General features: G+C 73.2%; 22 protein-coding genes and 1 pseudogene. 16 read left to right on the top strand and 7 right to left on the bottom strand.

All coding sequences use genetic code 11. The annotated features are described in order from the left end of the window. The first annotated feature begins 91 nt into the window (after window positions 1-91). The 7 genes and pseudogenes from ACFY3L_RS03560 to ACFY3L_RS03530 all read left to right on the top strand — a co-directional run bounded on the left by ACFY3L_RS03560 (window position 92) and on the right by ACFY3L_RS03530 (window position 9,092). Window positions 92-865 carry an ATP-binding cassette domain-containing protein gene (locus tag ACFY3L_RS03560; protein WP_344505009.1) on the top strand — a complete coding sequence of 258 codons (774 nt, stop codon included), beginning with the start codon at window positions 92-94 and terminating at the stop codon, window positions 863-865. Further along, window positions 862-2,121, top strand: a complete 1,260-nt coding sequence (locus ACFY3L_RS03555) for a sugar ABC transporter permease (RefSeq protein ID WP_389318318.1) — start codon at window positions 862-864, stop codon at window positions 2,119-2,121. The genes ACFY3L_RS03560 and ACFY3L_RS03555 overlap by 4 nt, the downstream gene beginning before the upstream one ends. A 100-nt stretch (window positions 2,122-2,221) precedes the next feature. Beyond that, window positions 2,222-2,416, top strand: a pseudogene (locus ACFY3L_RS03550) (sugar kinase); the annotation flags it as partial. A 207-nt stretch (window positions 2,417-2,623) separates the two neighbouring features. Next, window positions 2,624-3,607 (top strand): ROK family protein, encoded by a 984-nt coding sequence (locus tag ACFY3L_RS03545; protein ID WP_389319135.1) that lies wholly within the window; start codon window positions 2,624-2,626, stop codon window positions 3,605-3,607. A 118-nt stretch (window positions 3,608-3,725) separates the two neighbouring features. After that, the gene (locus ACFY3L_RS03540) at window positions 3,726-6,470 is read left to right on the top strand and encodes a putative bifunctional diguanylate cyclase/phosphodiesterase (protein ID WP_389318316.1); all 2,745 of its coding nucleotides are present in this window, start codon (window positions 3,726-3,728) and stop codon (window positions 6,468-6,470) included. A 157-nt stretch (window positions 6,471-6,627) separates the two neighbouring features. Beyond that, entirely contained in the window at window positions 6,628-7,866 is a 1,239-nt protein-coding gene (locus ACFY3L_RS03535) for a type III PLP-dependent enzyme (protein WP_389318314.1), read from the top strand. 62 nt (window positions 7,867-7,928) lie between these two features. After that, a complete protein-coding gene (locus ACFY3L_RS03530; RefSeq protein WP_389318312.1) occupies window positions 7,929-9,092 on the top strand; it encodes an MFS transporter in 1,164 nt (387 codons plus the stop codon). Here the strand turns inward: ACFY3L_RS03530 and ACFY3L_RS03525 are convergent. Further along, window positions 9,076-9,768, bottom strand: a complete 693-nt coding sequence (locus tag ACFY3L_RS03525; protein ID WP_389318310.1) for a type 1 glutamine amidotransferase domain-containing protein — start codon at window positions 9,766-9,768, stop codon at window positions 9,076-9,078. The two genes, ACFY3L_RS03530 and ACFY3L_RS03525, sit on opposite strands and share 17 nt — an antisense overlap. Before the next feature lie 47 nt (window positions 9,769-9,815). On the opposite strand from ACFY3L_RS03525, the gene ACFY3L_RS03520 reads away from it, so the two are divergent. Both ACFY3L_RS03520 and ACFY3L_RS03515 read left to right on the top strand, forming a co-directional pair. Then, window positions 9,816-9,983, top strand: coding sequence for a hypothetical protein (locus ACFY3L_RS03520; RefSeq protein ID WP_389318308.1), 168 nt, complete (start codon window positions 9,816-9,818; stop codon window positions 9,981-9,983). Window positions 9,984-10,005: 22 nt separating this feature from the next. Then, window positions 10,006-10,563 (top strand): DUF1349 domain-containing protein, encoded by a 558-nt coding sequence (locus ACFY3L_RS03515; protein WP_389319133.1) that lies wholly within the window; start codon window positions 10,006-10,008, stop codon window positions 10,561-10,563. Between the two features lie 69 nt (window positions 10,564-10,632). Here ACFY3L_RS03515 and ACFY3L_RS03510 read toward each other — a convergent pair whose 3' ends face one another. After that, window positions 10,633-11,238, bottom strand: a complete 606-nt coding sequence (locus ACFY3L_RS03510) for a class I SAM-dependent methyltransferase (RefSeq protein WP_389318306.1) — start codon at window positions 11,236-11,238, stop codon at window positions 10,633-10,635. Between the two features lie 66 nt (window positions 11,239-11,304). Between ACFY3L_RS03510 and ACFY3L_RS03505 the strand changes: the two genes are divergently transcribed. Further along, window positions 11,305-11,883 carry a helix-turn-helix domain-containing protein gene (locus ACFY3L_RS03505; protein WP_389318304.1) on the top strand — a complete coding sequence of 193 codons (579 nt, stop codon included), beginning with the start codon at window positions 11,305-11,307 and terminating at the stop codon, window positions 11,881-11,883. Between the two features lie 286 nt (window positions 11,884-12,169). Further along, window positions 12,170-14,431: a fibronectin type III domain-containing protein gene (locus tag ACFY3L_RS03500; RefSeq protein WP_389318302.1), complete on the top strand. Its 2,262-nt coding sequence runs from the start codon at window positions 12,170-12,172 to the stop codon at window positions 14,429-14,431. Window positions 14,432-14,479: 48 nt separating this feature from the next. Here the strand turns inward: ACFY3L_RS03500 and ACFY3L_RS03495 are convergent, their stop codons facing one another. The 3 genes from ACFY3L_RS03495 to ACFY3L_RS03485 all read right to left on the bottom strand — a co-directional run bounded on the left by ACFY3L_RS03495 (window position 14,480) and on the right by ACFY3L_RS03485 (window position 16,689). Continuing rightward, window positions 14,480-14,845 carry an Lsr2 family protein gene (locus ACFY3L_RS03495; protein ID WP_389318300.1) on the bottom strand — a complete coding sequence of 122 codons (366 nt, stop codon included), beginning with the start codon at window positions 14,843-14,845 and terminating at the stop codon, window positions 14,480-14,482. 132 nt (window positions 14,846-14,977) lie between these two features. Next, complete coding sequence (locus ACFY3L_RS03490; protein ID WP_389318298.1) at window positions 14,978-15,922, bottom strand: acyl-ACP desaturase; 945 nt, start codon at window positions 15,920-15,922, stop codon at window positions 14,978-14,980. Between the two features lie 53 nt (window positions 15,923-15,975). Continuing rightward, window positions 15,976-16,689, bottom strand: a complete 714-nt coding sequence (locus tag ACFY3L_RS03485; protein ID WP_389318296.1) for a lysophospholipid acyltransferase family protein — start codon at window positions 16,687-16,689, stop codon at window positions 15,976-15,978. A gap of 86 nt (window positions 16,690-16,775) precedes the next feature. On the opposite strand from ACFY3L_RS03485, the gene ACFY3L_RS03480 reads away from it, so the two are divergent. Then, on the top strand, window positions 16,776-17,963 hold the full coding sequence (locus tag ACFY3L_RS03480) for an AI-2E family transporter (RefSeq protein ID WP_389318294.1): 1,188 nt from the start codon (window positions 16,776-16,778) through the stop codon (window positions 17,961-17,963). Window positions 17,964-17,991: 28 nt separating this feature from the next. Here ACFY3L_RS03480 and ACFY3L_RS03475 read toward each other — a convergent pair whose 3' ends face one another. Further along, on the bottom strand, window positions 17,992-19,860 hold the full coding sequence (locus tag ACFY3L_RS03475; RefSeq protein ID WP_389318292.1) for a hypothetical protein: 1,869 nt from the start codon (window positions 19,858-19,860) through the stop codon (window positions 17,992-17,994). Window positions 19,861-19,966: 106 nt separating this feature from the next. Here ACFY3L_RS03475 and ACFY3L_RS03470 point away from each other — a divergent pair, with 106 nt between their 5' ends. From ACFY3L_RS03470 to ACFY3L_RS03460, 3 genes are read left to right on the top strand one after another with little or no spacing between them, the layout of a single operon-like run. Further along, window positions 19,967-20,215, top strand: a complete 249-nt coding sequence (locus ACFY3L_RS03470) for a PspC domain-containing protein (protein WP_389318290.1) — start codon at window positions 19,967-19,969, stop codon at window positions 20,213-20,215. Further along, window positions 20,216-20,881 carry an alpha/beta hydrolase gene (locus tag ACFY3L_RS03465; protein ID WP_389318288.1) on the top strand — a complete coding sequence of 222 codons (666 nt, stop codon included), beginning with the start codon at window positions 20,216-20,218 and terminating at the stop codon, window positions 20,879-20,881. Beyond that, window positions 20,847-22,076: a RimK family alpha-L-glutamate ligase gene (locus ACFY3L_RS03460; RefSeq protein WP_389318286.1), complete on the top strand. Its 1,230-nt coding sequence runs from the start codon at window positions 20,847-20,849 to the stop codon at window positions 22,074-22,076. Before ACFY3L_RS03465 ends, ACFY3L_RS03460 begins: the two co-directional genes overlap by 35 nt. Window positions 22,077-22,216: 140 nt before the next feature. Here the strand turns inward: ACFY3L_RS03460 and ACFY3L_RS03455 are convergent, their stop codons facing one another. After that, window positions 22,217-23,413, bottom strand: coding sequence for a hypothetical protein (locus tag ACFY3L_RS03455; protein WP_389318284.1), 1,197 nt, complete (start codon window positions 23,411-23,413; stop codon window positions 22,217-22,219). Window positions 23,414-23,452: 39 nt separating this feature from the next. On the opposite strand from ACFY3L_RS03455, the gene ACFY3L_RS03450 reads away from it, so the two are divergent. Beyond that, window positions 23,453-24,586 carry a type III PLP-dependent enzyme gene (locus ACFY3L_RS03450; protein WP_389318282.1) on the top strand — a complete coding sequence of 378 codons (1,134 nt, stop codon included), beginning with the start codon at window positions 23,453-23,455 and terminating at the stop codon, window positions 24,584-24,586. The last annotated feature ends 51 nt before the right edge of the window (window positions 24,587-24,637 follow it).

The following is a 24,637-nucleotide window of genomic DNA, read 5'->3' as shown; positions in this document are numbered from 1 at the left end:
CGGCCCGGTGTCCGCGTTCCCCCTACCGCGGACACCGGGCCTGCGCGCTGCCATCACCACCCCCGTCGTCGGACATGCAAGAAGGAGCATCGTGACCGACACACCTCTGCTGGAGGTCCGTGGGCTCAACAAGAGCTTCGGACCGGTCCAGGTCCTGCGTGACGTGGACTTCTCCGCGTACGCCGGCCAGGTCACCGCCCTCGTCGGCGACAACGGCGCCGGAAAGTCCACCCTGGTCAAGTGCCTCGGCGGGATCTACTCGATCGACTCGGGCGAGTACCTGTTCGACGGCAAGCCGGTCAGCGTCCACGGGCCGCGCGACGCCGCCGCGCTCGGGGTCGAGATCGTCTACCAGGACCTCGCCCTCTGCGACAACCTCGACATCGTCCAGAACATGTTCCTCGGCCGCGAGATCAAGAGCGGCATCGTCCTGGACGACATCACGATGGAACAGCGGGCCGCGGAGACCCTCGCGGGGCTGTCGGTGCGCACCGTCAAGTCGGTGCGCCAGCACGTGTCGAGCCTGTCCGGCGGCCAGCGGCAGACGGTCGCGATCGCCAAGGCCGTGCTGTGGAACAACCGGCTCGTCGTGCTCGACGAGCCGACCGCGGCGCTCGGCGTCGCGCAGACCGCCCAGGTCCTCGAGCTGGTGCGGCGACTCGCCGACAACGGCCTGGCCGTGGTGCTCATCTCGCACAACATGAACGACGTGTTCGCGGTCGCCGACCGCATCGCCGCGCTGTACCTCGGCCAGATGTGTGCCCAGGTGAGCGCGACCGACGTGACCCACTCCCAGGTCGTGGAGCTCATCACCGCCGGTCGCAGCGGCGACCTCGGCCTGCGCAAGAACGGAGCGACGGCATGACCGTGTCCACGGTGCCGCCGGAGGAGAAGGCGTCCGCCGACCGGCCGGCGACCCTCGGCCTCTACGTCCGCACGTACCTGGCGAAGGTCCGCGGCGGCGACATGGGCGCGCTGCCCGCCATCCTCGGCCTGATCGCGCTCACGATCATCTTCTCGGTCGCCCGGCCGGTATTCTTCAGCGCCGCGAACTTCGCCAACCTGCTCTCCCAGGGCGCCGCCGTCACGGTCATCGCCATGGGCCTGGTGTTCGTGCTGCTGCTCGGCGAGATCGACCTGTCCGCGGGCTACGCCAGCGGCGTCTGCGCCGCGGTCCTGGCGACCCTGCTCACCACGCACGGGTTCCCCTGGTACGTGGCGATCCTCGGCGCCGTCGTGACCGGTGTCGCCATCGGCCTCGTCATCGGCCTGCTGGTGGCGAAGATCGGCATCCCGTCGTTCGTGGTGACCCTGGCCGCGTTCCTCGCCTTCCAGGGCGCGGTGCTGCTGCTCATCAAGGGCGGCACGATCATCTCCGTCGACGACCCGGCGATCAAGATGATCAACTTCGACGGCCGGTTCACCCCGTTGCAGGGCTGGATCCTGTACGGCGTGACCGTCGTCGCCCTGGCCGCCCTGCAGCTGTGGAAGCGCACCAGCCGCGCCCGCCGCGGGCTCGCCGTCGAGCCGATGTCGGTGATCGCGCTGCGCGTCGGCTCGATCGCCGCGCTCATGGGCGTCGGCGTCTACGTGCTCAACCTCGAACGCGGCCGCAACATCCTGTTCTCGCAGAAGGGCGTGCCGATGGTCGTCCTGCTCATCGGCATCCTGCTGGTGATCTGGACGTTCGTGCTCAGCCGCACCGCCTACGGCCGGCACCTGTACGCGGTCGGCGGCAACAAGGAGGCCGCCCGCCGGGCCGGCATCAACGTCGACGGGATCCGCATCTCCGTCTTCGTCATCTGCTCCGCCATGGCCGCCGTCGGCGGCATCATCGCCGCGTCCCGGCAGGCGTCCGTCGACCCCAACACCGGCGGCAGCAACGTGCTGCTCTACGCCGTCGGCGCCGCCGTCATCGGCGGCACCAGCCTCTTCGGCGGCAAGGGCCGGGTCCTGGACGCCGTCCTCGGCGGCGCGGTCGTCGCCGTCATCGAGAACGGCATGGGCCTCATGCAGTACAGCGCCGGGCAGAAGTTCATCGTCACCGGTGTCGTCCTGCTCGCCGCCGCCGGCATCGACGCCCTGTCCCGCCGCCGGGCCGCATCAGCCGGGCTGAGATAGCCGCGCCGTCCCGCCGGTCGGAACAGCTGCCAGAACGGCTCTGGTCCGGCCGGCGGGACGGCCGTACGGTAACCGGCAGCCACCAACGAGAAAGTCGAGCATGCGCGTCGGCCCCAGCCAGGAGGAGATCCGCAGGAGCAACCTGGGTGCTCTCCTGCGCTCCGTGCACCTCCACGGCGCCATGTCCCGCGCCGACCTGACCACGAGCCTGGGACTCAACCGCAGCACGATCGGCGCGCTCACCGCCGACCTCGCGGCCGCCGGGCTCGTCAGCGAGGGCGTCCCCCGCGAGCAGCGTGGCCGTGCCGGCCGGCCCTCCCTGGTCGTGCGGCCCGAGTCCGAGCACGTGTACGTGTTCGCGTTCGCCGTCGAGGTCGACCGGATCGTCGCCGCCCGCGTCGGGCTCGGCGGGGTCGTGCTCGACCGGCACGCCGCCGTCCGGGAACGCGGCGACCACAGCGCCGCGCAGGTCGTCGCGCCGATCGCCGACTTCGTCCGGCAGATGCAGAAGGCCGCCCCGCCGGGGGCGAGGCTCGTGGGCAGCGCCGCGGCGGTCTCCGCCATGGTGCGCCGCGAGGACGGGTTCGTCCGGCTCGGCCCCGAGCTCGGCTGGGTCGACCAGCCGCTCGGCGAGGCCCTCGCCGACGTCATCATCAGCACCGGCGTCGACCTGTTCCCCGCCACCGGCGTGCGCACCGCCCCGGCCGGCATCGTGCCCGCGCAGCGCACGCCGCAGGCCCGGGACCTCGTCGACCCGTCCGCCGCGCGGAGCCGGCCGGCCCGCGCGGGCGCCGACGCCCTCGACGACACCGAGGAGGACTTCGGCGAGCTGGACGGCCCCGAACCGGCACCGACCCGGGCGCTGGTGCAGGTGCGCAACAACGCCGACCTCGCCGCGCTCGCCGAACACGCCCGCGGCGCCGCCGTCGGCTGCGACAACCTCGTCTACCTCTACGGCGACGCCGGCGTCGGCGGCGGCATCATCGCCGCCGGGCGCCCCGTCACCGGCCACGGCGGCTACGGCGGCGAGGTCGGGCACATGGTCGTCAACCCGGCCGGCAAACCGTGCAGCTGCGGCTCCCACGGCTGCTGGGAGACCGAGATCGGCGAGCACGCGCTGCTCGCTGCCGCCGGCCGCAACCCGTCGTCCGGGCGCGACGGCATCCTCGCCGTCGTCGACGCGGCCGGGCGCGGCGACGCCTCGGCACAGGCGGCGGTCCGGCAGGTCGGCGACTGGCTCGGCTTCGGCGTGGCGAACCTCGTCAACATCTTCAACCCGGAGATGGTGATCTTCGGTGGCACGCTGCGGGAGGTGTACCTCGCGTCCGCCGCACAGGTGCGCAGCCGCCTCAACCGCAACGCGCTGCCCGCCTGCCGCGAGCACGTCCGGCTGCGGACCCCGGTCCTCGGTGAGGACGCCGCCCTGCTCGGCGCCGCCGAGCTCGCGTTCGAGCCGCTCTTCGCCGACCCCCTGGACTTCGCGTAATCGGCTAATTCCGTCATTCCGGGTGCGGTGCGGTTGCCGGGCCCGGCGACGCCTCAGTTCTCCTACCCGTCACCCGATCTTGCGGGTCACTGGACGGGAACGGCGACGGGAGGCGACATTGCTGAGCAGGCTGCGGCACGTCGTCGCCCCCACGCGCGGATACGCGATCCTGTGCGGCACCGCCGCCGCCGTCACCGCCCTACTGTTCGTCGCGCTCGTCACCGGCGCCGGCGGGCCCATCGCCGCCCAGAACACGTCCAACGTCGCGCTCTTCGCCGCCGCGCTCGCCGCCGCCTGGGGGTGCCTGACGAAGGCCCTGGGCAGGGTCCGGCGCCCCGACGCGCGCCGGGTGCGCTGGTCGTGGGCGCTGACCGGGCTGGGCTCGCTGTCCTGGGCCGTCGGGCAGATGTTCTGCATCTGGTACGAGACGATCCTGGGCGCCGAGGTGCCGTTCCCGTCCGTCGCGGACGCCGGCTACTTCTGGATGATGCCGCTCACCGCCGCCGGGCTGCTCGTGCTGCCGATGAGCCGCCAGAGCGTCGCCCAGCGGGCCCGCAGCATCCTCGACGGGCTCATGATCGCCGCGTCGCTGCTGCTCATCACCTGGATCCTGATCCTCGGCCCGCTCGCCCGGCAGGGCGCCGACAGCTTCCTCGCGCTGCTGGTCACCCTCTGGTACCCGGGCGGCGACGTCGTCGTGCTCACCGTCGTGCTGTTCATGCTCGCCCGGCTGCGCGACGGCGGGCCGCGGCCCATGTCGTTGCCGCTGGTCGGGACCGGGCTGGCCGCGTTCACCGTGTCCGACAGCGGTTACGCGTACCTGACGCTCATCGACAACTACGGCTCCGGCGCCGTGCTCGACCTCGGCTGGTTCGCCGGGTTCGTGCTGATCCTCGTCGCGTCCCGCAAACCCGACCGCGAGCACACGGCCGGCGACGCCGACGTCCTGGCCCGCCCGCTCGGCGTCATGCTGCCCTACATCGCGGTCCTCGGCTCCCTGTTCACCAGCACGTTCGAGGTGCTCAGGCACGGCGCGCACGACGCGTTCGTGTCCTGGTCCCGGTCCGCGATCATCCTGCTCATCGTCGGCCGGCAGCTGCTCACCCTGCTGGAGAACCGCAGCCTGACCCGCGGCCTGGAGGACCGGGTCGAGGCCCGCACCGCCGAGCTGCGCGCCAGCGAACAGCGCTTCCAGGCGCTCGTGCAGCACAGCTCCGACGTCGTCACCGTCGTCGCGCTCGACGGCACCGTCACCTACCAGTCCGAGTCGATCGCGCGCGTGTTCGGCTACAGCCGCGAGCACGTCACCGGGCGGCGGCTCACCGGGTTCCTGCCCGACGAGGCCGGCGGCCGTCTCGAGGAGGCGTTCGCGGCGGTCGCCGACACCCCGTACGCCAGCCGGGTCGTGGAGATCTCGATGCGGCACGCCGACGGGCACCCCCGCCTCGCCGAGGTCACCGTCACCAACCTGCTCGCCGACGTCAACGTCCAGGGTCTCGTGCTCAACTCCCGCGACATCTCCGAACGCAAGGAGCTCGAGGACCAGCTCGTCCACGAGGCGTTCCACGACGGCCTCACGAAGCTGGCGAACCGGGCCCTGTTCAAGGACCGGGTCGAGCTGGCGCTGCGCCGCCGCGACGACGCCGACATCGCCGTGCTCTTCCTGGACCTCGACGGGTTCAAGGAGGTCAACGACAGCCTCGGCCACGCCGCCGGCGACCAGCTGCTCGTGCAGGTCGCCGACCGGCTCGCCGCGGCCGTCCGCCCCGGTGACACCGTCGCCCGCTTCGGCGGCGACGAGTTCGCCGTCCTCATCGACGTCGTAGATGACGCGGGTGACGCCGACGACCTCGCCACCCGCATCATCGACGCCCTCGACCTGCAATTCGACATCGACAATACGGAAATCCACGTGCGGGGCTCGATCGGCATCGCCCTCACCGGCCCCGACGCCGCCGACGCCGACCAGCTCATGCGCAACGCCGACCTCGCCATGTACCGCGCGAAGGCCGCCGGCGAGGGCACCTTCGCGCGCTACGACCCGGCGATGCACTCCGGGCTCGTCGACCGGCTGCAGCTCGCCGCCGACCTGCGCCGCGCCCTGGAAGGCACTGAAGGCACCGGCGAGCTCGTCCTGTACTACCAGCCGACGATCGACCTGCGCTCCGGCAGCATCACCGGCTTCGAGGCGCTCGTGCGCTGGAACCACCCCGTCCGGGGCATGATCTCCCCCGCCGACTTCATCCCGCTCGCCGAGTCGACCGGCCTCATCCGCGCCCTCGGCCAGTGGGTCCTCGCCGAGGCGTGCCGCCAGGGCGTCGAGTGGGGCGCCGACGACCCGGACCGGGTGCTGACGATGGCCGTCAACGTCTCCGGCCGCCAGTTCGACCAGACCGACCTGCCCGCGATCGTCGCCGGTGTCCTCGCCGACACGGGGCTGCAGCCGGAGCGGCTGTGCCTGGAGATGACCGAGAGCGTCCTGATGACCGACACCGAGGAGAACCTCGAGGTCCTGCTCAGCCTCAAGGCGATCGGTGTCAGGCTCGCCATCGACGACTTCGGCACCGGCTACTCGTCCCTGGCGTACCTGCGCCGCTTCCCCGTCGACACGCTGAAGATCGACCGGTCCTTCGTCGAACGCATCGGCGGCGCCACCCCCGACGCGGCACTGGCCCGCACGATCGTGCAGCTCGGCCAGAGCCTGGGGATGGCGACGGTCGCCGAGGGCATCGAGCAGTACGCGCAGTTCCTCGCGCTGCGCCGGATGGGCTGCGACCTCGCCCAGGGCTACTACTTCTCCCGCCCGCTGCCGGCGCACGAGGCCGGCGCCCTCCTGCGCGACCCGGCCGCCCTCGTCGCCTGAGGCCCTGGTTGCCGCATCGGTGCGGCCACGTGGGTTCACCCCCGTTCAGCAACGCCACTCGTGCCCAGGAACGGCCGGCGCGTGCCGATCTCACCCCGGGGCGCCTGGCGTCGCGTCCTCCGTGCCATCCCGAGGCCACCACGAGAATGGAGCATTCATGACGGCTGCCATCACCGACCAGGCGCGTCTGGACCTGCCCGGGCACTGGCCGGCCGCCCTCGGGCCGCGGGCCTTGGCGGGCCTCGACGTGCCCACGCCGTTCCTGGCGGTCGACCTGGACACCGTCGCGGACCGGTACACCGCGTTGGCCGCCGCGATCCCGGGCGTGTCCACGTTCTACGCGATGAAGTGCAACCCCAGCACCGACATCCTCGGCACGCTCGCCGCGCTCGGCGCCGGCTTCGAGGTCGCCTCCATCGGTGAGCTGCGGATGCTGCAGGAGATCGGCGTCGACCCCGCCGAGGTCCTGTACAGCAACCCGATCAAGCCGCCCGCCGCGATCGTCGAGGCCCGCCAGGCAGGCCTGTGGCGCTTCAGCTTCGACTCCGAGGGTGAGCTGCGCAAGCTCGCCGGGCTCGCCCCCGGCGCCGCCGTCTACATCCGGCTGCGCGTCGACGACTCCACCAGCAGCTTCCCGCTGTCGCGGAAGTTCGGCGCGGAGGCGCACGAGGCCCGGGCGCTGCTGCTGCTCGCCCGGGAGCTGGGCCTGCGGCCGTACGGCGTCACGTTCCACGTCGGGTCCCAGTGCGCGACGACGAGCGCGTGGCGGCAGGCGATCGCGGCCGCGGGCCGGTTGATGGCGGTCCTCGCCGCCGACGGCGTCCACCTGGAGATGCTCGACCTCGGCGGCGGCTTCCCCGCCCGGTACGTCGAGCGGGTGCCGTCCCTGACCCAGATCGCCGACGCGATCGTGCCGGCCCTCGACGAGCTGCTGCCGTACCGGCCGGCGGTCCTCGCCGCCGAGCCCGGCCGGCACCTCGTCGCGGAGAGCTCCGTCATGGTGTCCTCGGTGCTGGGCCGCGAGGTCCGGGCCGGGGAGAACTGGCTGTACCTCGACGTCGGCGCCTACCACGGCATGATGGAGACGCAGCAGACCGTGCAGCAGTGGCGCTTCCCGCTGTGGACGTCGCGGACCGACCACGCGCTCGTGCCGCACCTGCCGTTCACCGTCACCGGGCCGTCCTGCGACAGCTCCGACACGATGTTCTACGGCGTCAACCTGCCGTCGACGATCGACGTCGGCGACAGGCTGTACATCGGCTCGGCCGGGGCGTACACGCTGAGCTACGCCTCGCACTTCAACGGCTTCCCGCCGCCGGAGCCGGTCTTCGTCGGCGGCGTCGCCCCGTCGCCGGTGCCGGTGCACGTCCCGGGCGCCCGGGTGGGCGGCAGCTGATGACCGCGGCCGTTGCGCCCCCGCGGACGCACCGGCCCACGCGCCCGTCCCGCCATCGCAGCGTGGCCCCCGGCGGGCGCCGGCGCGCCGGGCGGCTGCGTGAGCTCATGGTGTCCGGGCTCGTCGACTCGTTCGGCCTGTCGCTGGGCTGGACCGTCTTCAACCTCGTCGCCGTCGACCGCGGCGGGCTCGCCCTCGCCGGGCTGTTCAACGCCGCCATGCTCATCGGCGTCGTGCTGTCCGCGCCCGTCACCGGCCGCCTCGCCCGGCACCTGCACGGGCGCAAGCTGCTGCTGCTCGCCGGCGGCACCGAGGGCGTGCTGCGGGTGGCGACGCTCGCCGCGCTGCTCGCCGGCTGGCACGGCACGCTCGTCGCGGCGGGCGTCGTCGTCATGCACATCGCCGCCTACGCCGGGTTCGCCGCGATGCGGGCCGAGGTCGCCGCCGTCGACGCCCGGCCGCAGGCGATGACCCGCTATGCGCTGTCGATCGCCGCCGTCGAGGCCGCGGGTGCCGGCGTCGCGGCGCTGCTCCCGCTGCGGGGCCAGCTCCAGGTGGCGGTGTTCCTCGTGTACGGGCTGAGCCTCGTCCCCACGATCCTCACCGCCCGCAGGGCGCGCGTCCGCGACTCGGCCGGCACCGACGCCGGTGCGGGCCCGGCCAGGACGCGGGTCCAGCGGCGCCGCCCCCGGCTGCCGTGGCCGGTGCTCGCCGGCGGCGGGTTCGTCACGCTCCTCGCGGCCGGGCCCACCCTGCTGTCCGTGGCCCTCGCCAGCGAGCTGCACGGGCACACGGCGGTGGCGGGCGCGGCGATCGCGTTCAGTGCCGGCTGCCTGCTGTCGTCGCCGGCGGTCTCGCTCGTCGACCGGCTCGGGCTCCCGATCCAGGTCACCTGGCCGCTGTGGGGCGTCGGCATGCTCGCCGGCTGGCTCCTCGCCCCGGCGCACCTGCTCGGGCTGTTCCTCGCGCAGTTCCTGTCGGGGCTGTCGATGACGGCGTTCGAGGGCGGCATGGACGCCCGGATCGCCCGCGACGCCACCCCGGGCACGGTGACGACGGTCCTCGCGTGGAGCGCCTCGACCCGGGCGCTCGGCGGCGCGCTCGCGGTGCGGCTGCTGCCGGCGCTGGTCGCCGCCCCGGCGATCGGCGTCACCAGCGGCGTGGCGGCGGCGACCCTCGGGGCGGCGGCGCTGTCGGCGTTCGTCCGGCTCAGGACAGCCCGCTGAGCAACTGCCCCGCGAGCGGCCCCGCCGAGGCGGGGTTCTGGCCGGTGTACAGGTTGCGGTCGACGACCGTGTACGGCTTCCAGACCTCGCCCCGGCTGAAGTCCACGCCCATGGCGACGAGCTCGTCCTCGGCCAGCCACCGCGCCCGGCTCGCCAGCCCGACGGCTTCCTCCTCGTCGTTGGTGTACGCCGTGACGCGGTACCCGGCGAACGGCGACACCCCGTCGCGCCGGGTGGCGAGCAGGGCGACCGGCGCGTGGCAGACCACGGCGAGCGGCGTGCCGGCGGCGAGGGCGGCGGTCAGCAGCCGCCCGGAGTCGGCGTCCTGCCACAGGTCCTCCATCGGCCCGTGCCCGCCCGGGTAGTACACCGCGTCGTAGTCCTCGAGGCGGGCCGTGGCGAGCGCGATCGGCCGCCGCAGCTCCCCGGCCGCGCGGATCACGCCCTCCTGCTCCAGGGCGGCCTGCTCCCCACCGGCCATCGCCGGGCGCAGGCTCATCACGTCCACGTGCGGCACGACCCCGCCGGGCGTCGCCACGACGATCTCGTGCCCGGCGCCGGTGAGCGCGGCGTACGGCGCCGTGAACTCCTCGGCCCAGTAGCCGGTCGGGTGCCTGGTGCCGTCCCTGAGCGTCCAGTAGCTCGCCCCGGTCATCACGAACAGGATCTTCCCCATGCCCTGAATCGTCCCCGCTCCCGGCTCCGCAGCGACCACCTCCGCGGGTGACTCCTTCCGGCGGCCAGTGGTACGAGATCGGCCAGTCCATGGACACCACCCGCCTGGTCGGTTACCTGCGCTCCCTCGTCCGGGAGCTGCCGCAGGTCGCCGACCGGGTGCGCGAGCTCGGCGGCGGCTCGGTGCGCCGTCACCCGCAGGAGAAGGACGGTTAAGCTCGTCGCTGTGCTGGACACGATGGCGTGGTTGAACGAGCCGCCCAGCTGGTCGGTCGACGGCGGCGTCCTGCGCGCCGTCACCGGCCCGCGCACCGACTTCTTCCGGCAGACGTTCTACGGCTGGACCACCGACAACGGGCACTTCTTCCACCGGCCGGTGACCGGCGACTTCACCGCCGAGGTGCGCGTGTCGGCGTCGTACACGACCCGCTTCGACCAGGCCGGGATGATGGTCCGCGCCGACGAGCGCACCTGGTTGAAGTCCGGCGTGGAGCTCACGTCCGGCGCCCTGCACGTCGGCACCGTCCTCACCGACGGCTGGTCCGACGTGTCGATGGCGCCGGTCACCGGTGCCGCCGCCGACACCACGATCAGGGTGACCCGCTTCGGCGACGCGCTGGCCGTGCACTGCCGCGCCGGCGACGGGCCGTGGCAGCTGCTGCGCCTCGGCCACCTCGACCTGCCCGGCACGGTCGACGTCGGCGTCATGTGCTGCTCGCCGGAGGGCGCCGGCCTCGAGGCGACGTTCCGCGACCTGCGGATCGGCCCGCCGATGTCGCGTGAGAACCTCGAGTGACGGACGACGGGTTCGACCTCGACGTGGATCGCGTGGTGGACGCGGCGCCGGAGGCGCTCTTCTCGTAGCTCAGCCGGTCCGCTCGATCAGCAGGACGTTGTCGGTGACGGTGGCGGTCTGCCCGCCGGGTCCGGTCGCGCGGCGCCGCGGCATGTCGGCCCGGCGCTTGACCCACCGCGCCGGGTCGAGCGCCAGCTCGGCGGCGACCTCGTCCGGGGTGGGGAAGCGTGTGGCCGGGTCCTGGTTCCACGACCAGGGCGCGATCGATCCGTGGTCGACGACCAGCAGCAGCCCGCCGGGGCGCAGTGCCGCCGCCGCGGTCCGCAGCACGCGGGCGCGGTCCAGTGGCAGCGGTGTCTGCAGGTACTGCGCGGAGATCAGGTCGAACGTCCCGCCCGGGAAGCTCGTCGCCAGGTCGTGCCGCTCCGCGGTCACGTCGAGGTCGCCGGCTCGGGCCCGGATCCGTTCGACGGCGGTGCCGGAGATGTCGACCGCGGTGACCCGCCAGCCGCGCCGCGCGAGCCAGAACGTGTCACCGCCCGCCCCGCAGCCGAGGTCCAGCGCGGCGCCGGGGGTCCGCTGCCCGGCGGTCTCGACGAGCAGCGGGTTGGCCCGCTGCCCGGGCGAACGGTGCGTGCGGTAGTGCTCGTCCCAGAAGTGCTCGGCGTCGCTCATGCCCTCCACGGTCGTCCGGGCCGTGCCACGGTTGCAACTTCTGTTGCGGATCCGCATGCTGGGGGCATGGACGACGTGCTCGCTGGGGTCGGGCCGCGCCTGCGCGCGCTGCGCCGCTCCCGCAACGCCACCCTCGCGGGCCTGGCCGCCGAGACCGGCCTGACCGCGAGCACCCTGTCCCGCCTGGAGACCGGCAAGCTCCGCCCCACCCTCGAGCAGCTGCTGCCCCTGGCCCGCGCCCACGGCGTCCCGCTCGACGACCTGGTCGCCGCCCCGCCCACCGGCGACCCCCGCATCCACCTGCGCCCGGTCCGCCGCTCCGGCCTGACCGTCATCCCGCTGACCAACCGCCCCGGCGGCGTCCAGACGTACAAGGTGATCTATCCACCGGCCGGCCGCTCCCCCACCGTGAAGCTCCAGACCCACGACGGTCACGAGTGGTTCTACGTTCTCAACGGCCACGTCCGGCTCGTGCTCGGCACCCAGGACCTCCGGCTCGGCCCCGGGGAGGCCGCGGAGTTCGACACCCGCACCCCCCACTGGATCGGCAGCGACGGCCCGCACCCCGCGGAGGTGCTCACCATGTTCGGCTCCCAGGGCGAGCGCGCCCACCTCACCCCACGCACCCGCCGCCCGGTGCCCTGATGCGTGTGTGACGGATCAGGGTCTGTGGTGCGTGATGCCCTGGGCCGCGACATGGCCGGTTACCGGCAGCCGGCGCCGCACCTGACCGACGGGGAACTCACCGCGCTGATCGCCGAACAGCGCGAGGTGTCCGCCCGGCGGGCGGCGCTACCACCCGAAGGCCGCACCCGCCGGCTGCTGACCACCATCCTCGTGCCGGCGGACTGGACTCGACCCGGATCCCGGAATCCGCGATGCTCGCGCTTTGTAGTCGTTAGATTGCGAAACGTGTTCGCGTCTTGGGGGCGTGACGGTCGTCGTGACGGGGGTCGGGATGCGTGAGCAGTCCGGGTTGACGTCGAGTGCCACGGGTCGCTCCGGATCGGGCCGCCGGCGGGCGCGCACCGGTCTCGCGCTGGTGACCGCGGGGCTCATGGGGCTGGTCGTCACGGGAGGTCCGGCGTTCGCCGGGCTGATGGGCGGCGGCACCGCCTCCCCGGGGCCGTCGGGCGCGGCGGTGACCGTGCCGGCGCCCGCACCGGCCGCCTCCAGCCGGGCGCCGAAGGCGCGACCAGGCACGCGACCGTCGAGCGGCGCCGCCTCGACCGCCACGAGGAGCCCGGCCGGCAGCACGAGCGCGGCGGGCGCGGCGGGCGCGGCGACTCCTGGGCGCGTGCCGCTGGACGCCGACGGCAACCCGGCCGACGCCGTAATCGACGACGCGACCGCCGCCGACCCGGTCGCGGGGTCCGGCCCCGCCCCGAGCGACCCCTCCGGCGCCGCCGCGACGGCCGGCCCGCCGAGCGGCGCGGCGCCGTCGGGCGAGCCCACCGGTGCCGAACCCGCCGCCAGCAGCTCTCCGAGCGGCGGGCCTTCAGACGGCGACGCGGCGGGCGCCGACCCGTCCGCGCCACCGCCGTCCGGCACCGAACCGGCGGACGACGGTGGCGTGGACGTCAGCACGGCCGGGGTGATGGCCGCGATCCAGGCGCCCACGAGCGTCGGTGCGGTGCCGGTGCACGGCGGCCTCAGGGTCACGTGGACCCACGACGGGACCGGCGTCGACCACTACGTCGCGACGGCGTACGACCAGCAGGGGGCCGTCGCGGGTAGCTGCCTCGGCGCCACCGCCGGCACCGCCACCTGTGAGATCGGGGCCGGTGTCGCGGCGGGCGGGTCGTACACCGTGAAGGTCGTCGCATACGGCGGTGCGGGCGCGTCCGATCCGTCCGCCCCCGCCACGTCGGGCGTCGTCGTCGCCGGACCGCCCGCCGCACCGACCGGCGTGCACGCCACCGCCACGTCGGCGACGTCGGCGAGCGTCGTGTGGACGAGGCCGGCCGGCGGCGTCGACCGGTACGTCGTGACCGCGGAGCAGGACGCCTCGAAGACCTGCGCGACCGGCGACGGCGCCACCACCTGGTGCCCGGTGACCGGGCTGGAGCCCGGGGTCGGCTACACGTTCCGGGTCGTGGCGAAGGGCACGGGCGGCGATTCGGCGCCGAGCGCGGCGTCGGCGCCGGTCTTCCTCGGCGGCGGGAGCGCACAGTCGGCGGACATCCCCGAGCCGGTCGATCTCGTCGTCACTCCCGGCGACCAGAAGCTGCTCGTGGAGTGGCGGGCGCCGTGGGACCCTGACCACGCGGTCGGCGGGTACACCGTCCACGTCGAGGAGGAGCCCGGCCGCGACTGTGTCACCACCCACCCGTCGTGCACGATCGAGGGCCTGTCGAACGGCACCGCGTACACCGTGAGCGTCCGCAGCGACGGCGCGGTCTCGGGCGCGTCGGGGTGGGTGACCGCGGTGGGCACGCCCAGCGTCGCGCCCGGCGAGCCGTCGGCGGTGACCGCGGTGGCGAAGATCGAGGCGATCACCGTGTCGTGGATCGCCGGCGCGCCCGGCACGGGGGTGGCGCGCTTCCAGGCCCTGGCCACCGCGCCGGGCGGCGACCAGGGCGTGTGCGAGACGGAGACCGCGAACACGTGCACGATCAGCGGCCTGAAGTGGGGCGACACCTACTCGGTGACGGTGATGGCGATCGGCCGGCACGGCCGCAACTCGGCGTGGAGCGAGCCGGCGAAGGTCGCGGTGCCGCACGAGGTGACGGTGCCGGCGGACCTGCCGGCGGGCGTCGGGCACCTCGGCGGCTCCAGCGGCGACGAGGTCGCGCCGGGTGAGCTGTTCACGGTGACCGGGTCGGGCTTCGCGCCGCACTCGACGGTGAAGGTGGCGATCTACTCGACGCCGTTCGTCCTCGCCACGACGATGACCGACGGCGCGGGTGCGTTCAGCGCCGAGGTGTCGGTGCCGGAGGCCGTCACGGGCGGGCCGCACACGCTCGTCGCGGCCGGCGTCGACACGGGCGGGGAGGCGCGGTTCCTGACGATGGCGGTGACCGTCGCCGCGCGGTACGCGCAGACCGCGTACGGCGACGCCGGCGGCGGCGTCCTCGCCGTCACGGGCGACCCGGTCGGCCGGATCGCCGGCACCGGGGCGGCCTTCGTCATCGCCGGCCTGATGCTGGTCGGCGTGGCACGGAGGGTGCGGCACCGAGGGCATGAACACTGAGGGCACCCGCGGTGCGCGAGTGCCCTCAGTGCGTGGTGACACGAACCTTCAATGTCCTGCCTCGGCGTGGAACCGCTCGACGAGATCCGAACGGATCCGGCCGCGGTCGGACACCTCGATGCCCTTGGACAGGGCCCATTCGCGGATGGCCCGGTTCTGCTCCCGCTCGGCGCGGGCGGACAGGACCGGCCGGACCCGGCCGCCCGGACGAGCCGGGGCGGTGGGGGCCGGGGTGATACGGCCGACCTTGGTCGCGGCGCCGATGAACGACGCGAGGGCCTCGCGCAGCTCAGCGGCGTGCTTCGCGGAAAGGTCGATCGTGTACTGCACGCCGTCGAGGCCGAAGCTGACACTCTCGTCGGCGAGCTCGCCGTCGAGGTCGTCGATCAGCTCATGGATCACACGTCTGGCCATGACGATGCTGCCTTCCGGTACGGGGAGTTACTCCCGCACCCGTCAACAACCCGAATTCCGCGTAAAAAACGGTCAGACGGGCAGTGACGGGCACGGAACGGTCGCTGGAGCGTACCCGAAGAGTAACCGCGTTCAGACGGCGGCCCGGGCGGACTGCCGCGCCCGGGTGGCCTCCCGCCGCTCCACGAAGCGGCTCGCCTGCGTGTCGAGGTCGGCCAGGTACGCCGACAGCTCCTCGCGCGCGGCCTCGCCGTCGCCGGTCAGCCCGGTCCGCTCGAATGCCCTGACCTGCCGCAGCACCGGGGCGAGCACGTCGTCGTGGTGCAGGCGCAGGTCGTAGATGCCGGCCATGGCGATCTGGACCGACTTGCGGCCGAAGTTCTCGATGGTGTGGCCCGGCATCTGGAACGACTTCGCGACCTTCGTCACGGCCCGCATCGCAGCGTTGGGCGCGACGTCGAACGCGGCGTTGAGCAGGTTCCGGTAGAAGATCATGTGGAGGTTCTCGTCGTTGGCGACCTTGGCGAGCAACTGCTCGCAGATCGGGTCGCCGCTGGCGGCGCCGGTGTTGCGGTGCGACACGCGGGTCGCCAGCTCCTGGAACGACACGTACGCCACCGACTCGATGAGCCCTTCGTACGCGTTGCTGAACCCGCCCTCCATGTGCGCCATCCGGGCCCGCTCCAGGGCGACCGGGTCGACGGCGCGCGTCGCCAGGAGGTAGTCGCGGATCGCGATGCCGTGCCGGCCCTCCTCCGCGGTCCAGCGGTGCACCCACGTGCCCCACGCGCCGTCCCGGCCGAAGACCAGGGCGATCTCGTGGTGGTAGCTGGGCAGGTTGTCCTCGGTGAGCAGGTTCACGATGAGCGAGGTGCGCGCCACCTCGGACAGCTTCGACTGGCCGGGCTCCCACGCCTCACCACCGAGCACGCCGTCGAAGTCGCGGCCCTGGCTCCACGGCACGTACTCGTGCGGGAACCATTCCTTGGCCGTGGCCAGGTGACGGTTGAGGTTGGCCTCGACCACCGGCTCCAGCTCGTCGAGCAGGGCGAGGGTGGTGGTGGGCTCGGTCGTCACGGAACCTCCGTTGATGTCAGGGGTGGGAACGATACTGAGTGAAACATGCTCAGCTAGTCGGCGGCCAGCAGCGACTCCGGGGTCGGCGCCGTGCCGCCGAGGTGCGCGGGCTGCCAGAACACGCCCTCGGGACGGTCCGGGTACTCCCGCTGCGCCCGGTCGAGCATCGCGGTCATCCGGGTCCGCAGCTCCGCGGTGACGGCGTCGGCGTTGTCCTTGCGGGTCGGGTACAGCGGCTCACCCGCGATGATCGTGATCGGCACCCCGCGCTGCTTGAGGTTCTTCGGGTGACCCTTGGTCCAGAACCGTTGCGTGCCCCACAGCACCATCGGCACCAGCGGCGTGCCGGTGGCCGCGGCGAGCCGGGTGGCGCCGGACTTGAGGTCCTTGACGGTGAACGACTGGCTGATCGTCGCCTCCGGGAACACGCCGACGACCTCGCCGGCCTTCAGGTTCTCCAGCGCCGCCTTGTAGGACGCCATGCCCGCCTCCCGGTCGACGGGGATGTGCCGCATCCCGCGCATCAGCGGCCCGCCGATCCGGTGCCGGAAGATCGACTCCTTGGCCATGAACCGCACGAGCCGCTTCGACGGGTTGGCGCCCAGTCCGCAGAAGATGAAGTCGAGGTAGGAAACGTGGTTGCAGGCGATGACCGCACCACCCGTGGTCGGCACGTGCTCGGCCCCCTCGACGGTGATACGCATGTTGAGCAGCCGGAACATCGTCTTCGCGAGCGCGATGACCGGGGGGTACACGAGATCAGCCATTCCCTTACGCTACCGACCTTCCCTGGACGCCACCCGGTACCCTGCCCCAAGGTCGTTTCATTATTCGTCTGCAGCGGGAGCCCGGGATGTCGGTCGATCAGGACCTCGAAGATCTTCCTGAGGAGGAGTCTTCCGAAGAGCCTCCGGCGGGGCCTCCCACTGGGCCTCCCGCTGGGCCTCCCGCTGGGCCTCCCGCTGAGGAGGACGTCATCATCGTGGTGCCGCCGCCGCGGTTCGGCACGCCCGGGCCGCCGATGCGGCGCTCGCCGCTGCTCATCGGCCTCTTCGGCGGGCTCGGCCTGCTGCTGGCCTACAGCCTGTACCAGGCGGTCGACCAGGTCCGGTCGATCCTGGTCCTCATCTTCATCGCGGCGTTCCTGGCGATCGGCCTCAACCCCGCCGTCGTCCGGCTCACCCGCTGGGGCATGCCCCGGGTCCTCGCGGTCGCGACCGTCGGCATCGGCGCGATGCTGCTGCTGTGCGGCGGCCTGCTCGCGCTGATCCCGCCGCTGGTGACGCAGACCGCGGCGCTGGTCGAGAACCTCCCGACCTACATCGACAACCTGCGCCACCAGGACCAGCTCAACAAGCTCAACGAGGACTACAAGCTGCTCGACCAGCTGAAGGCCGTGGCGACCGCCGGCAACGTCACCAAGGCGCTCGGCGGCGTCTGGGGCGGCGCGCAGGTCGTGTTCGGCGCCCTGTTCAACATCGTGACCGTCATCGTGCTGACCCTGTACTTCATGGCCGCGTTCGACCGGCTGAAGGAGGGCGGCTACAAGCTCGTCCCCGCCTCCCGCCGCCGGCGGGTCGCGCTGCTCGGCGACGAGATCCTGATGAAGGTCGGCGCCTACCTCGGCGGCGCGCTCGCGATCGCGGTCATCGCCGGCATCTCGTCGTTCGTGTTCCTGCTGATCCTCGACGTCAAGTACTCCTACGCCCTGGCGGTCCTGGTCGCGATCACCGACCTCATCCCGCAGATCGGTGCCACCCTCGGCGCGATCGTGGTCAGCATTGTCGGGTTCGCCACCAGCATCCCGGCCGGCATCGCCTGCGTCATCTTCTTCGTCATCTACCAGCAGGTGGAGAACTACCTGATCTACCCGACGGTGATGCGCCGCGCGGTGAAGGTCAGCGACCTGGCCGCGATCCTGTCGGTGCTGCTCGGCGTGGCCCTCATGGGCGTCGTCGGCGCGCTGATCGCGATCCCGGTCGTCGCCGCGATCCAGCTCATCGTCCGCGAGGTCCTGATCCCCCGCCAGGACGCCCGCTGACGTCGCCGCCGCGGCGTCAGTCGCGGCCTCAGTTGCGGCTCAGGACCCTCGTGAACCCGGCGGCGACCGTGGTCGCGAGGGTCCAGCCGGCGGCGATGAGGCCGAACGCCAGCCACTGCCCCGCACCCGTCGCCCGGAACGCCGACTCCTGTCCGAAATCGATGATCGGCAGGAGCAGGTCCAGGGTGTAGACCAGCGGGTGGAACTGCGGCGGCTGACCGGGATCGACCGGCACCGGCCGCCAAGCGGCGAACACCGCCGTGCCGGCGACGAGCAGCGCCAGCAGCCAGCCGGCGGCGCGCTGCGGGCGGTACCCGTAGCCGACGGTCACGTCCTGCAGCCAGCCCCAGGACCGCGTCCACCACGGCCGGGTCGCCCGGCGGCGGCGCTGCTTGGCGAGCAGGACCGTGCGCGCGTCGTCGTCGTGGCCGAGCTGCCGGTAGACGGCGGCGAGCTGCTCGTAGGGCTGCGGCGGCAGGCTGTCCGCGGCCCTGGCGAGCCAGTCCAGGCGCTGCCGCGGCGCCAGCAGCGGATCCAGCGTCTGGTACGTGAGGCCGTCCAGCCGCAGGTCCGCGGGCCACGTGGCGGGATCGTCGCGGACCAGGGTGGCCCGCACGTAGCGCAGGTCGACCGGGCCGGTCGGCGGCGCGGCGAAGCGCAGGTCGACCTCGCCGGCCTCCGCGCCGAGGCACTTCAGCGCCGCCAGGTGGGCCTCCTGCAGGCAGAGCTTCCCGCCGATCCGCGCCGCGCTCATCGAGACGCGGCCGGTCGCGGTGAACCCGGTGCAGCAGTTCATCAGCGACCCGGTGACGATCCCGGTCGCGCGCAGCGAGGAGCCGCCGGGGTTGTCGAGGCGGGCGCCCTCGAGGAACACCGCCCCGCCGACCCGTGCCTCGATGAGCGACACCTCGCCGGTCGCGGCGAACCCGTCCCGGCCGTCGACCGGCCCTTCGACGGTGCAGTTGTCGGCGCGCAGGGCGTGCCCGCCGGAGTTGCTCAGGGTCGCGCCGGCCATGCGCAGGCCCCGGCCGACCCGGGCGCCCACGAGGCGGGTCTCGCCGTCGACCTGCACTCCGCCGAGCAGGTGCACGCCGCCGCCGACGTCGGCCCGGTCCAGGCGCAGCGCGACGCCGCCACGGTTGCGCAGAGTCGCGCCGGAGAACGTGGCGACCCCGCTGACCGTGCAGTGGCGCAGGCTCACCTCGCCCTCGACGTCGGCGCGGCGCAGGAACACGCCGCCGGTGACGGTGGCGCTGTCCAGGTCCAGGCCCTTCCGCCCGCCGAACCGGGAGGCGGCCGCGCTGCCGTCCGGCGGCGGGGTCGCGGCGGCGGGCGCGACGATCGTGGCGCCGTCGAGGTGCACGCCGCCGGTGACGGTGGCCTGGAAGAGCTGGATGGTGCCGCCGGCGTGGAAGCCCTCCTCGGCGACGAGGTCACCGCCGATCTGGCTGCGCTCCGCGGACAGCACGGTGCCGCCGGGGGCGCTGAGCCGCGCCCGGCCCAGCAGCAGCCCACCGGCGATCTTCGCGTCCCTCAGGTTGATCATGCCCGTGCTGCGGACGCCGGACAGCCGCAGGTGCCCGGCGATCGTCACGCCGGCGGCCCGCAGGCCCGGCATGCTGGTGTCGCGGAACCCGGTGAACGCCAGCCGCGCCCAGTACAGGTCCGGCGCCTCTTCGAACTCGCTCTCCTGGACCAGCAGCGGGCACGTCACCTCGGCGAACGGCAGCTCCAGCCGGCCGGTGACCTTCGCGTCGTGCAGGCGCAGCGCCGCGCGCCGGCTGGGCGGCTCGGCCGTGAGCAGCTCCACGAGCAGCGCCGCGCCGACCTCCGCGCCGCCGAGGCTCAGCCGCTCCCCCGCCGCGAACGCCCGGCGCACCCGATCATCGACGTCCACGACTGCGATGGTAGAGGAGGCGGTCACCCGCTCGGGGTGGCGTCTCAGGGATCGTTCAGGGCCTCACCCGAGGTCGCCGGGCGGCCCCGGCGGGCAACCTTGAGCCATGACCGAGATCAAGCGCCTCCGCCGTTCGCGCGCCGACCGCACCCTCGCCGGGGTCATCGGCGGTCTCGCCGAGTACTTCGGCGTCGACCCGACCATGGCGCGGGCAGTGTTCCTGCTCGCCGTCCTGCTCACCGGCGGGACCGCGGTCCTCGCCTACCCGATCCTGTGGCTCGTCATGCCGGACACCCCGCCGGAGGTGAAGCCCGTGAGCCCTGCGTCCGGCGGGCACCTGCCCTATGGTGCGTGAGTGACCGCGTTGTGCGTGCCGGTGCTGGGCGGCACCCTGGAGGTCCGGGTGGTGTCGCCGGCCGGCGGCGCGCCCGTGGTCCTCGTCGCGCACGACGGGCCCGCCTACGAGGACGGCGCGGCCCTGTCCAGCGTCGCTCGCGGGGCGCACGTCGCGCTGCTGTCCCCCGGGGACCGCAGCGAGTGGTATTCGGCGAACCCCGCCTACGCCGACGCGCTCGTCGACCTGGTCCTCCCGCGGCTGCCGGCCGGCCCCCGCGTCGGGCTCGGCGCCAGCCTCGGCGCGCTCGCCCTGCTGCATGCCGAGGATCGCCGGCCCGGCACCTTCGCCGGGCTGTTCCTGCAGTCGGGGAGCTTCTTCACCGCCGAGCTGGACCCTCAGGAGGCGGGGTTTCCGCGGTACCGGCGGATCCTGGACTTCGTCGACGTCGCCGCTCCGACCGGGGCAAGGACGGTGCTGACGTGCGGGCGGGACGAGGAGAACCTGTACAACAACCGGGCCATGGCGCGGCGGCTGGGCGTGCCGCTGATCGAGGTGCCCGGCGGTCACTCGATGACGACCTGGCGCGACGCGCTCGGCCCGCACCTGCCCCCACTGCTGCGGCAGTTCACGGATGGACGGGAGTTCACGGATGGACCACCTCATCGGCCTGCTGCTCGGCACTGAGCAGGACTGGCCCCGCGCGTTCGAGACGCTGATCGGCCGGATCGGCCCGATCCGCGGCCGTGACGGCGCCTCCCACCGCCTCCGGACCGCGCGGGTGAGCATCGAGCCGTTCAACCTGCGCGACCGGCCCGCCCACGACCTCGTGATCGACCGCCTGGCGTACTGGTACTACCACCCGCGCGAGTGGCTGAAGAAGGTCGCGCTGATGGACGACGTGTACCTGCTCAACAGCCCGTTCACGTTCCAGTCGATGGAGAAGCACGCCGCGTACTGCGCGATGATGCGGCTCGGGCTGCACGTGCCGGAGACCGTCCTCGTGCCGTACAAGAACCCGGTCGACCACGCGAAGTGGGCGTACACCGCCGAGCGCTACAACCAGCCGTTCGACCTCGACGCGGTCGCCGACGGCATCGGCTACCCGCTGTTCATGAAGCCGTACGACGGCGGCGCCTGGGTCGGGGTGTCCCGGATCACCGGCTCCGCCGCGCTGCACGCCGCCTACGACCAGTCCGGTGAGCGCCTCATGCACCTGCAGCAGTCGATCGAGGGGTACGAGGTGTTCACCCGATCCCTGACGATCGGCCCGGAGACGATGGTGATGAAGTTCCGGCCGGAGCTGCCGATGCACGAGCGGTACGCGGTCGAGCACGACTTCCTCGACGCCACGGTCGGCGACGAGGTCGTCACGATCTCCCGGCTCGTCAACGCGTTCTTCCGGTGGGAGTTCAACTCGTGCGAGTCCCTGGTCCGCGACGGCGTCGTGTACCCGATCGACTACGCGAACGCGTGCCCGGACGTCGCCCTCACCAGCCTGCACTACTACTTCCCGTGGGCGATGACGGCCCTCGTGCGCTGGTCGGCGTTCTGCGTCGTCACCGGCCGGCGACCCGGCCTGGACCTCGACACGGCCCGCTACTTCGCCGTCGCCGACGATCCGGCGCTCGGCTACCGTGACAAGCTCACGGCGTACCGCCGCATCGCCGACGACTATCTCGCCGTCGACGACTACCGCGAGTTCTGCGACACCGCGCTGCCGCACGTGCCGGCGCTGGTCGCCGAGTGGGTCGCGTCCGCGGACTTCGACGAGCTGCTCGTGTCGACGGTCCGCGCCACGTACCCGCCGCACGAGCACGACCGGTTCGTCGCGCACTTCCGCGGCCTCATCGACCTCTGGAAGCACGAGACCGCCCGCTGACCCGGCCCGCGCCCCCGCCGCCGGCAGGAACGGTGCACGGCGGGCGGGGCGGGCATCATGGGGCCGGTCGTTCCTCGGTGGGCCGTGGGAGCAGTCCCGCACCGTCCACGGGCTCCGGCACCGGCCCGCTGCCGCGGTGATCAGCGCCAGTCGGGGTGCTGGCCGGTGTCGACGAGCTTCCAGTCGCCGTTGTCGTACAGGACGTTGTCGTAGTAGAAGACCGTCGGCGGGAGCAGGCCCTGCGCGGTGAAGGCCTCGCGGGCCGCGGCGTGCAGGGCCGCCGGGGGCACGTCCCACAGCGACGAGGCGAGCGCGGCGACGTAGGACAGGGCGTGGTGGCCCATGAAGCTGTCGTACGTCAGGCTGAACACCTCGTCCGCGGCCATCGGCACGTCCCGGGGGATGACGTTCGTCGGCGGCAGAGGGCCGGTCAGGCCGAGGCGGGCGCGGAGGGCCGCGTCGACGTAGATGGCGCAGTCGCGGTACAGGATGCGGGTCTCGCGCCGGTCGACGTCGAACGCGAACAGGGTGTTCTGGCCGTGGGTCTCCAACGGGCAGCCGGTCTGGCGGGCCACCGCCGACCACAGCCGGACCATCGGCGCCACGATCCGTGACGCGACGAACGTCAGCGGGTCCTCGCCGAACCCGGAGACGAGCTGCTCCAGCAGCGTGGGGTCCGACGGGTGCCGCAGGTCGCGGCCGTACAGGGCGAACAGCGGCACCGTCCACGCCGGGGCGGGCGCGAGCGGGCGGGCGGCGCGCAGCAGGTAGCCCCAGGCGTCCTCGTCGGCGTCGTCGCCGGTGCCGAACCAGCCGCCGGCGACCTCCGGCAGGATGGGGGCGTCGACGCGGACGAGCTCGTCGGAGACCCACAGCTGCAGCTCGATGATCGGGCGGCGCAGCCGCCGGGTGAAGCGGGACAGGCGGCGCGGGTAGTGCAGCTTCACGAAGTGCGGCTCGACCGGGCGGCCGTCGATGGCGGTGACGAACACGGTGCGGGCGTTCGCCGACGGGACCGCGGTCAGTGACGGGCCACGCGGCGACGAGACCAGCAGCGAGCGGCCCACCAGGCCGGGAGCGTCCAGGGCGTCCGGATGGACCGGCAGCAGCCCCTCGTACAGACGCGGCAACGACGACTCGACGCGGCTGGACGCCGCCGTCCGCAGCGACGGCACCTGGAACGTCGGGAGCTGGAACGTCGGAGCGCCCAGCTGGGGGTGGTAGACGTCGGAGATGTCGAGGTCGCCGGCGTAGGGGCTGTAGGTCCGGGTCCCGACGCCGAGATACCGTTCCGCGTACTGCCACAGGGCGATCGGGTCGCGGGAGTCGAGCTGCATCGTCGGCCAGCCTACCGGTGCATGAACTGGAGTCGAAGCGTGGTTCCCCCCAACGTGGCCGCGGCCATACGCGGCGCCGGGCGTCCCGTCTGCGCCTACGTCTACGACCGGGAGCGGCTGCGCGCCAACGTGGCCGCGCTCCGCGACGCGCTGCCGGAGGGGACCCGGATCGCGTACGCGATGAAGGCCAACGGCAACGAGGACGTCGTCACGGCGCTGCGCGGCCACGTCGACGCCTTCGAGGTCGCCTCCGGCGGTGAGCTGCGGGCGGTGGCCGGGCTGCCGGCGATCTTCAGCGGGCCCGCGAAGACCGACGCCGACCTGCGCGCCGCCGTGGAGGCGGGCGCGACCGTGAACGTCGAGAGTCTCCACGAGTTGCGGCGGCTGCTGGTGTACGACGGGGCGAAGGTGTGCCTGCGGGTCAACCGGGCGCACCCGGCGCTGCCGGGCACCCACGCGATGGCGGGCGTGCCGACCGCGTTCGGCATCGACGAGGCGCTCCTGCCGGAAGCGTTCGCGATCGCCCGAAACGTCCGGGGGTTCCACCTGCACGCGGTGTCCAACAACCTGGACGCCGCCGCGCACGCCGCGTTCATCCGCGAAGCGGTCGCCTGGGCCGGTGACGCGGCCCGCAGGTGGGGCGTCACCGAGCCGGTCATCAACGTCGGCGGCGGGTTCGGCGTCGACATCGCCGCCCCGACCGGCACTGGCGGCAGCTTCGACCTGGATGTCTTCCAGGCTGGGCTTGCCGGGCTGGAGCTGCCCGCCGGGGCGACCCTCGTCGTGGAGCCCGGACGGTACGTCGCGGCGACCGCCGGCTGGTACGCCACCGAGGTGATCGACGTGAAGCGGACCCACGGCCAGTGGTTCGTCGTCGTCCGCGGCGGCACGCACCACTTCCGGCTGCCGGCGTCGTGGGGGTACAGCCACCCGTTCACGGTGCTGCCCGTCGACGCGTGGCCCTACCCGTTCGAACGGCCAGGTGTCACCGGCGCGACGGTCACGGTCGCCGGGGAGCAGTGCAACCCGCGGGACGTCCTCGCCCGTGACGCGGCCGTCGCGTCGGTGCGGGCCGGCGACGTCCTCGTCTTCGCCGGCACCGGCGCCTACGGGTGGGAGGTGTCGCACCACGACTTCCTGCGCCACGCCCACCCGCAGTTCATCACCGTGTGACGCGCGGCCGCGTCACAGCGTGGCGCGCGGCCGCGTCACGGCGTGAAGCAC

Source organism: Dactylosporangium sp. NPDC000521 (assembly GCF_042898305.1).
In the GTDB taxonomy this organism is placed as follows: domain Bacteria; phylum Actinomycetota; class Actinomycetes; order Mycobacteriales; family Micromonosporaceae; genus Dactylosporangium.
The sequence above is the reverse complement of the archived record's forward strand: the minus strand, read 5'-3'. Positions and strand labels throughout refer to the sequence as shown.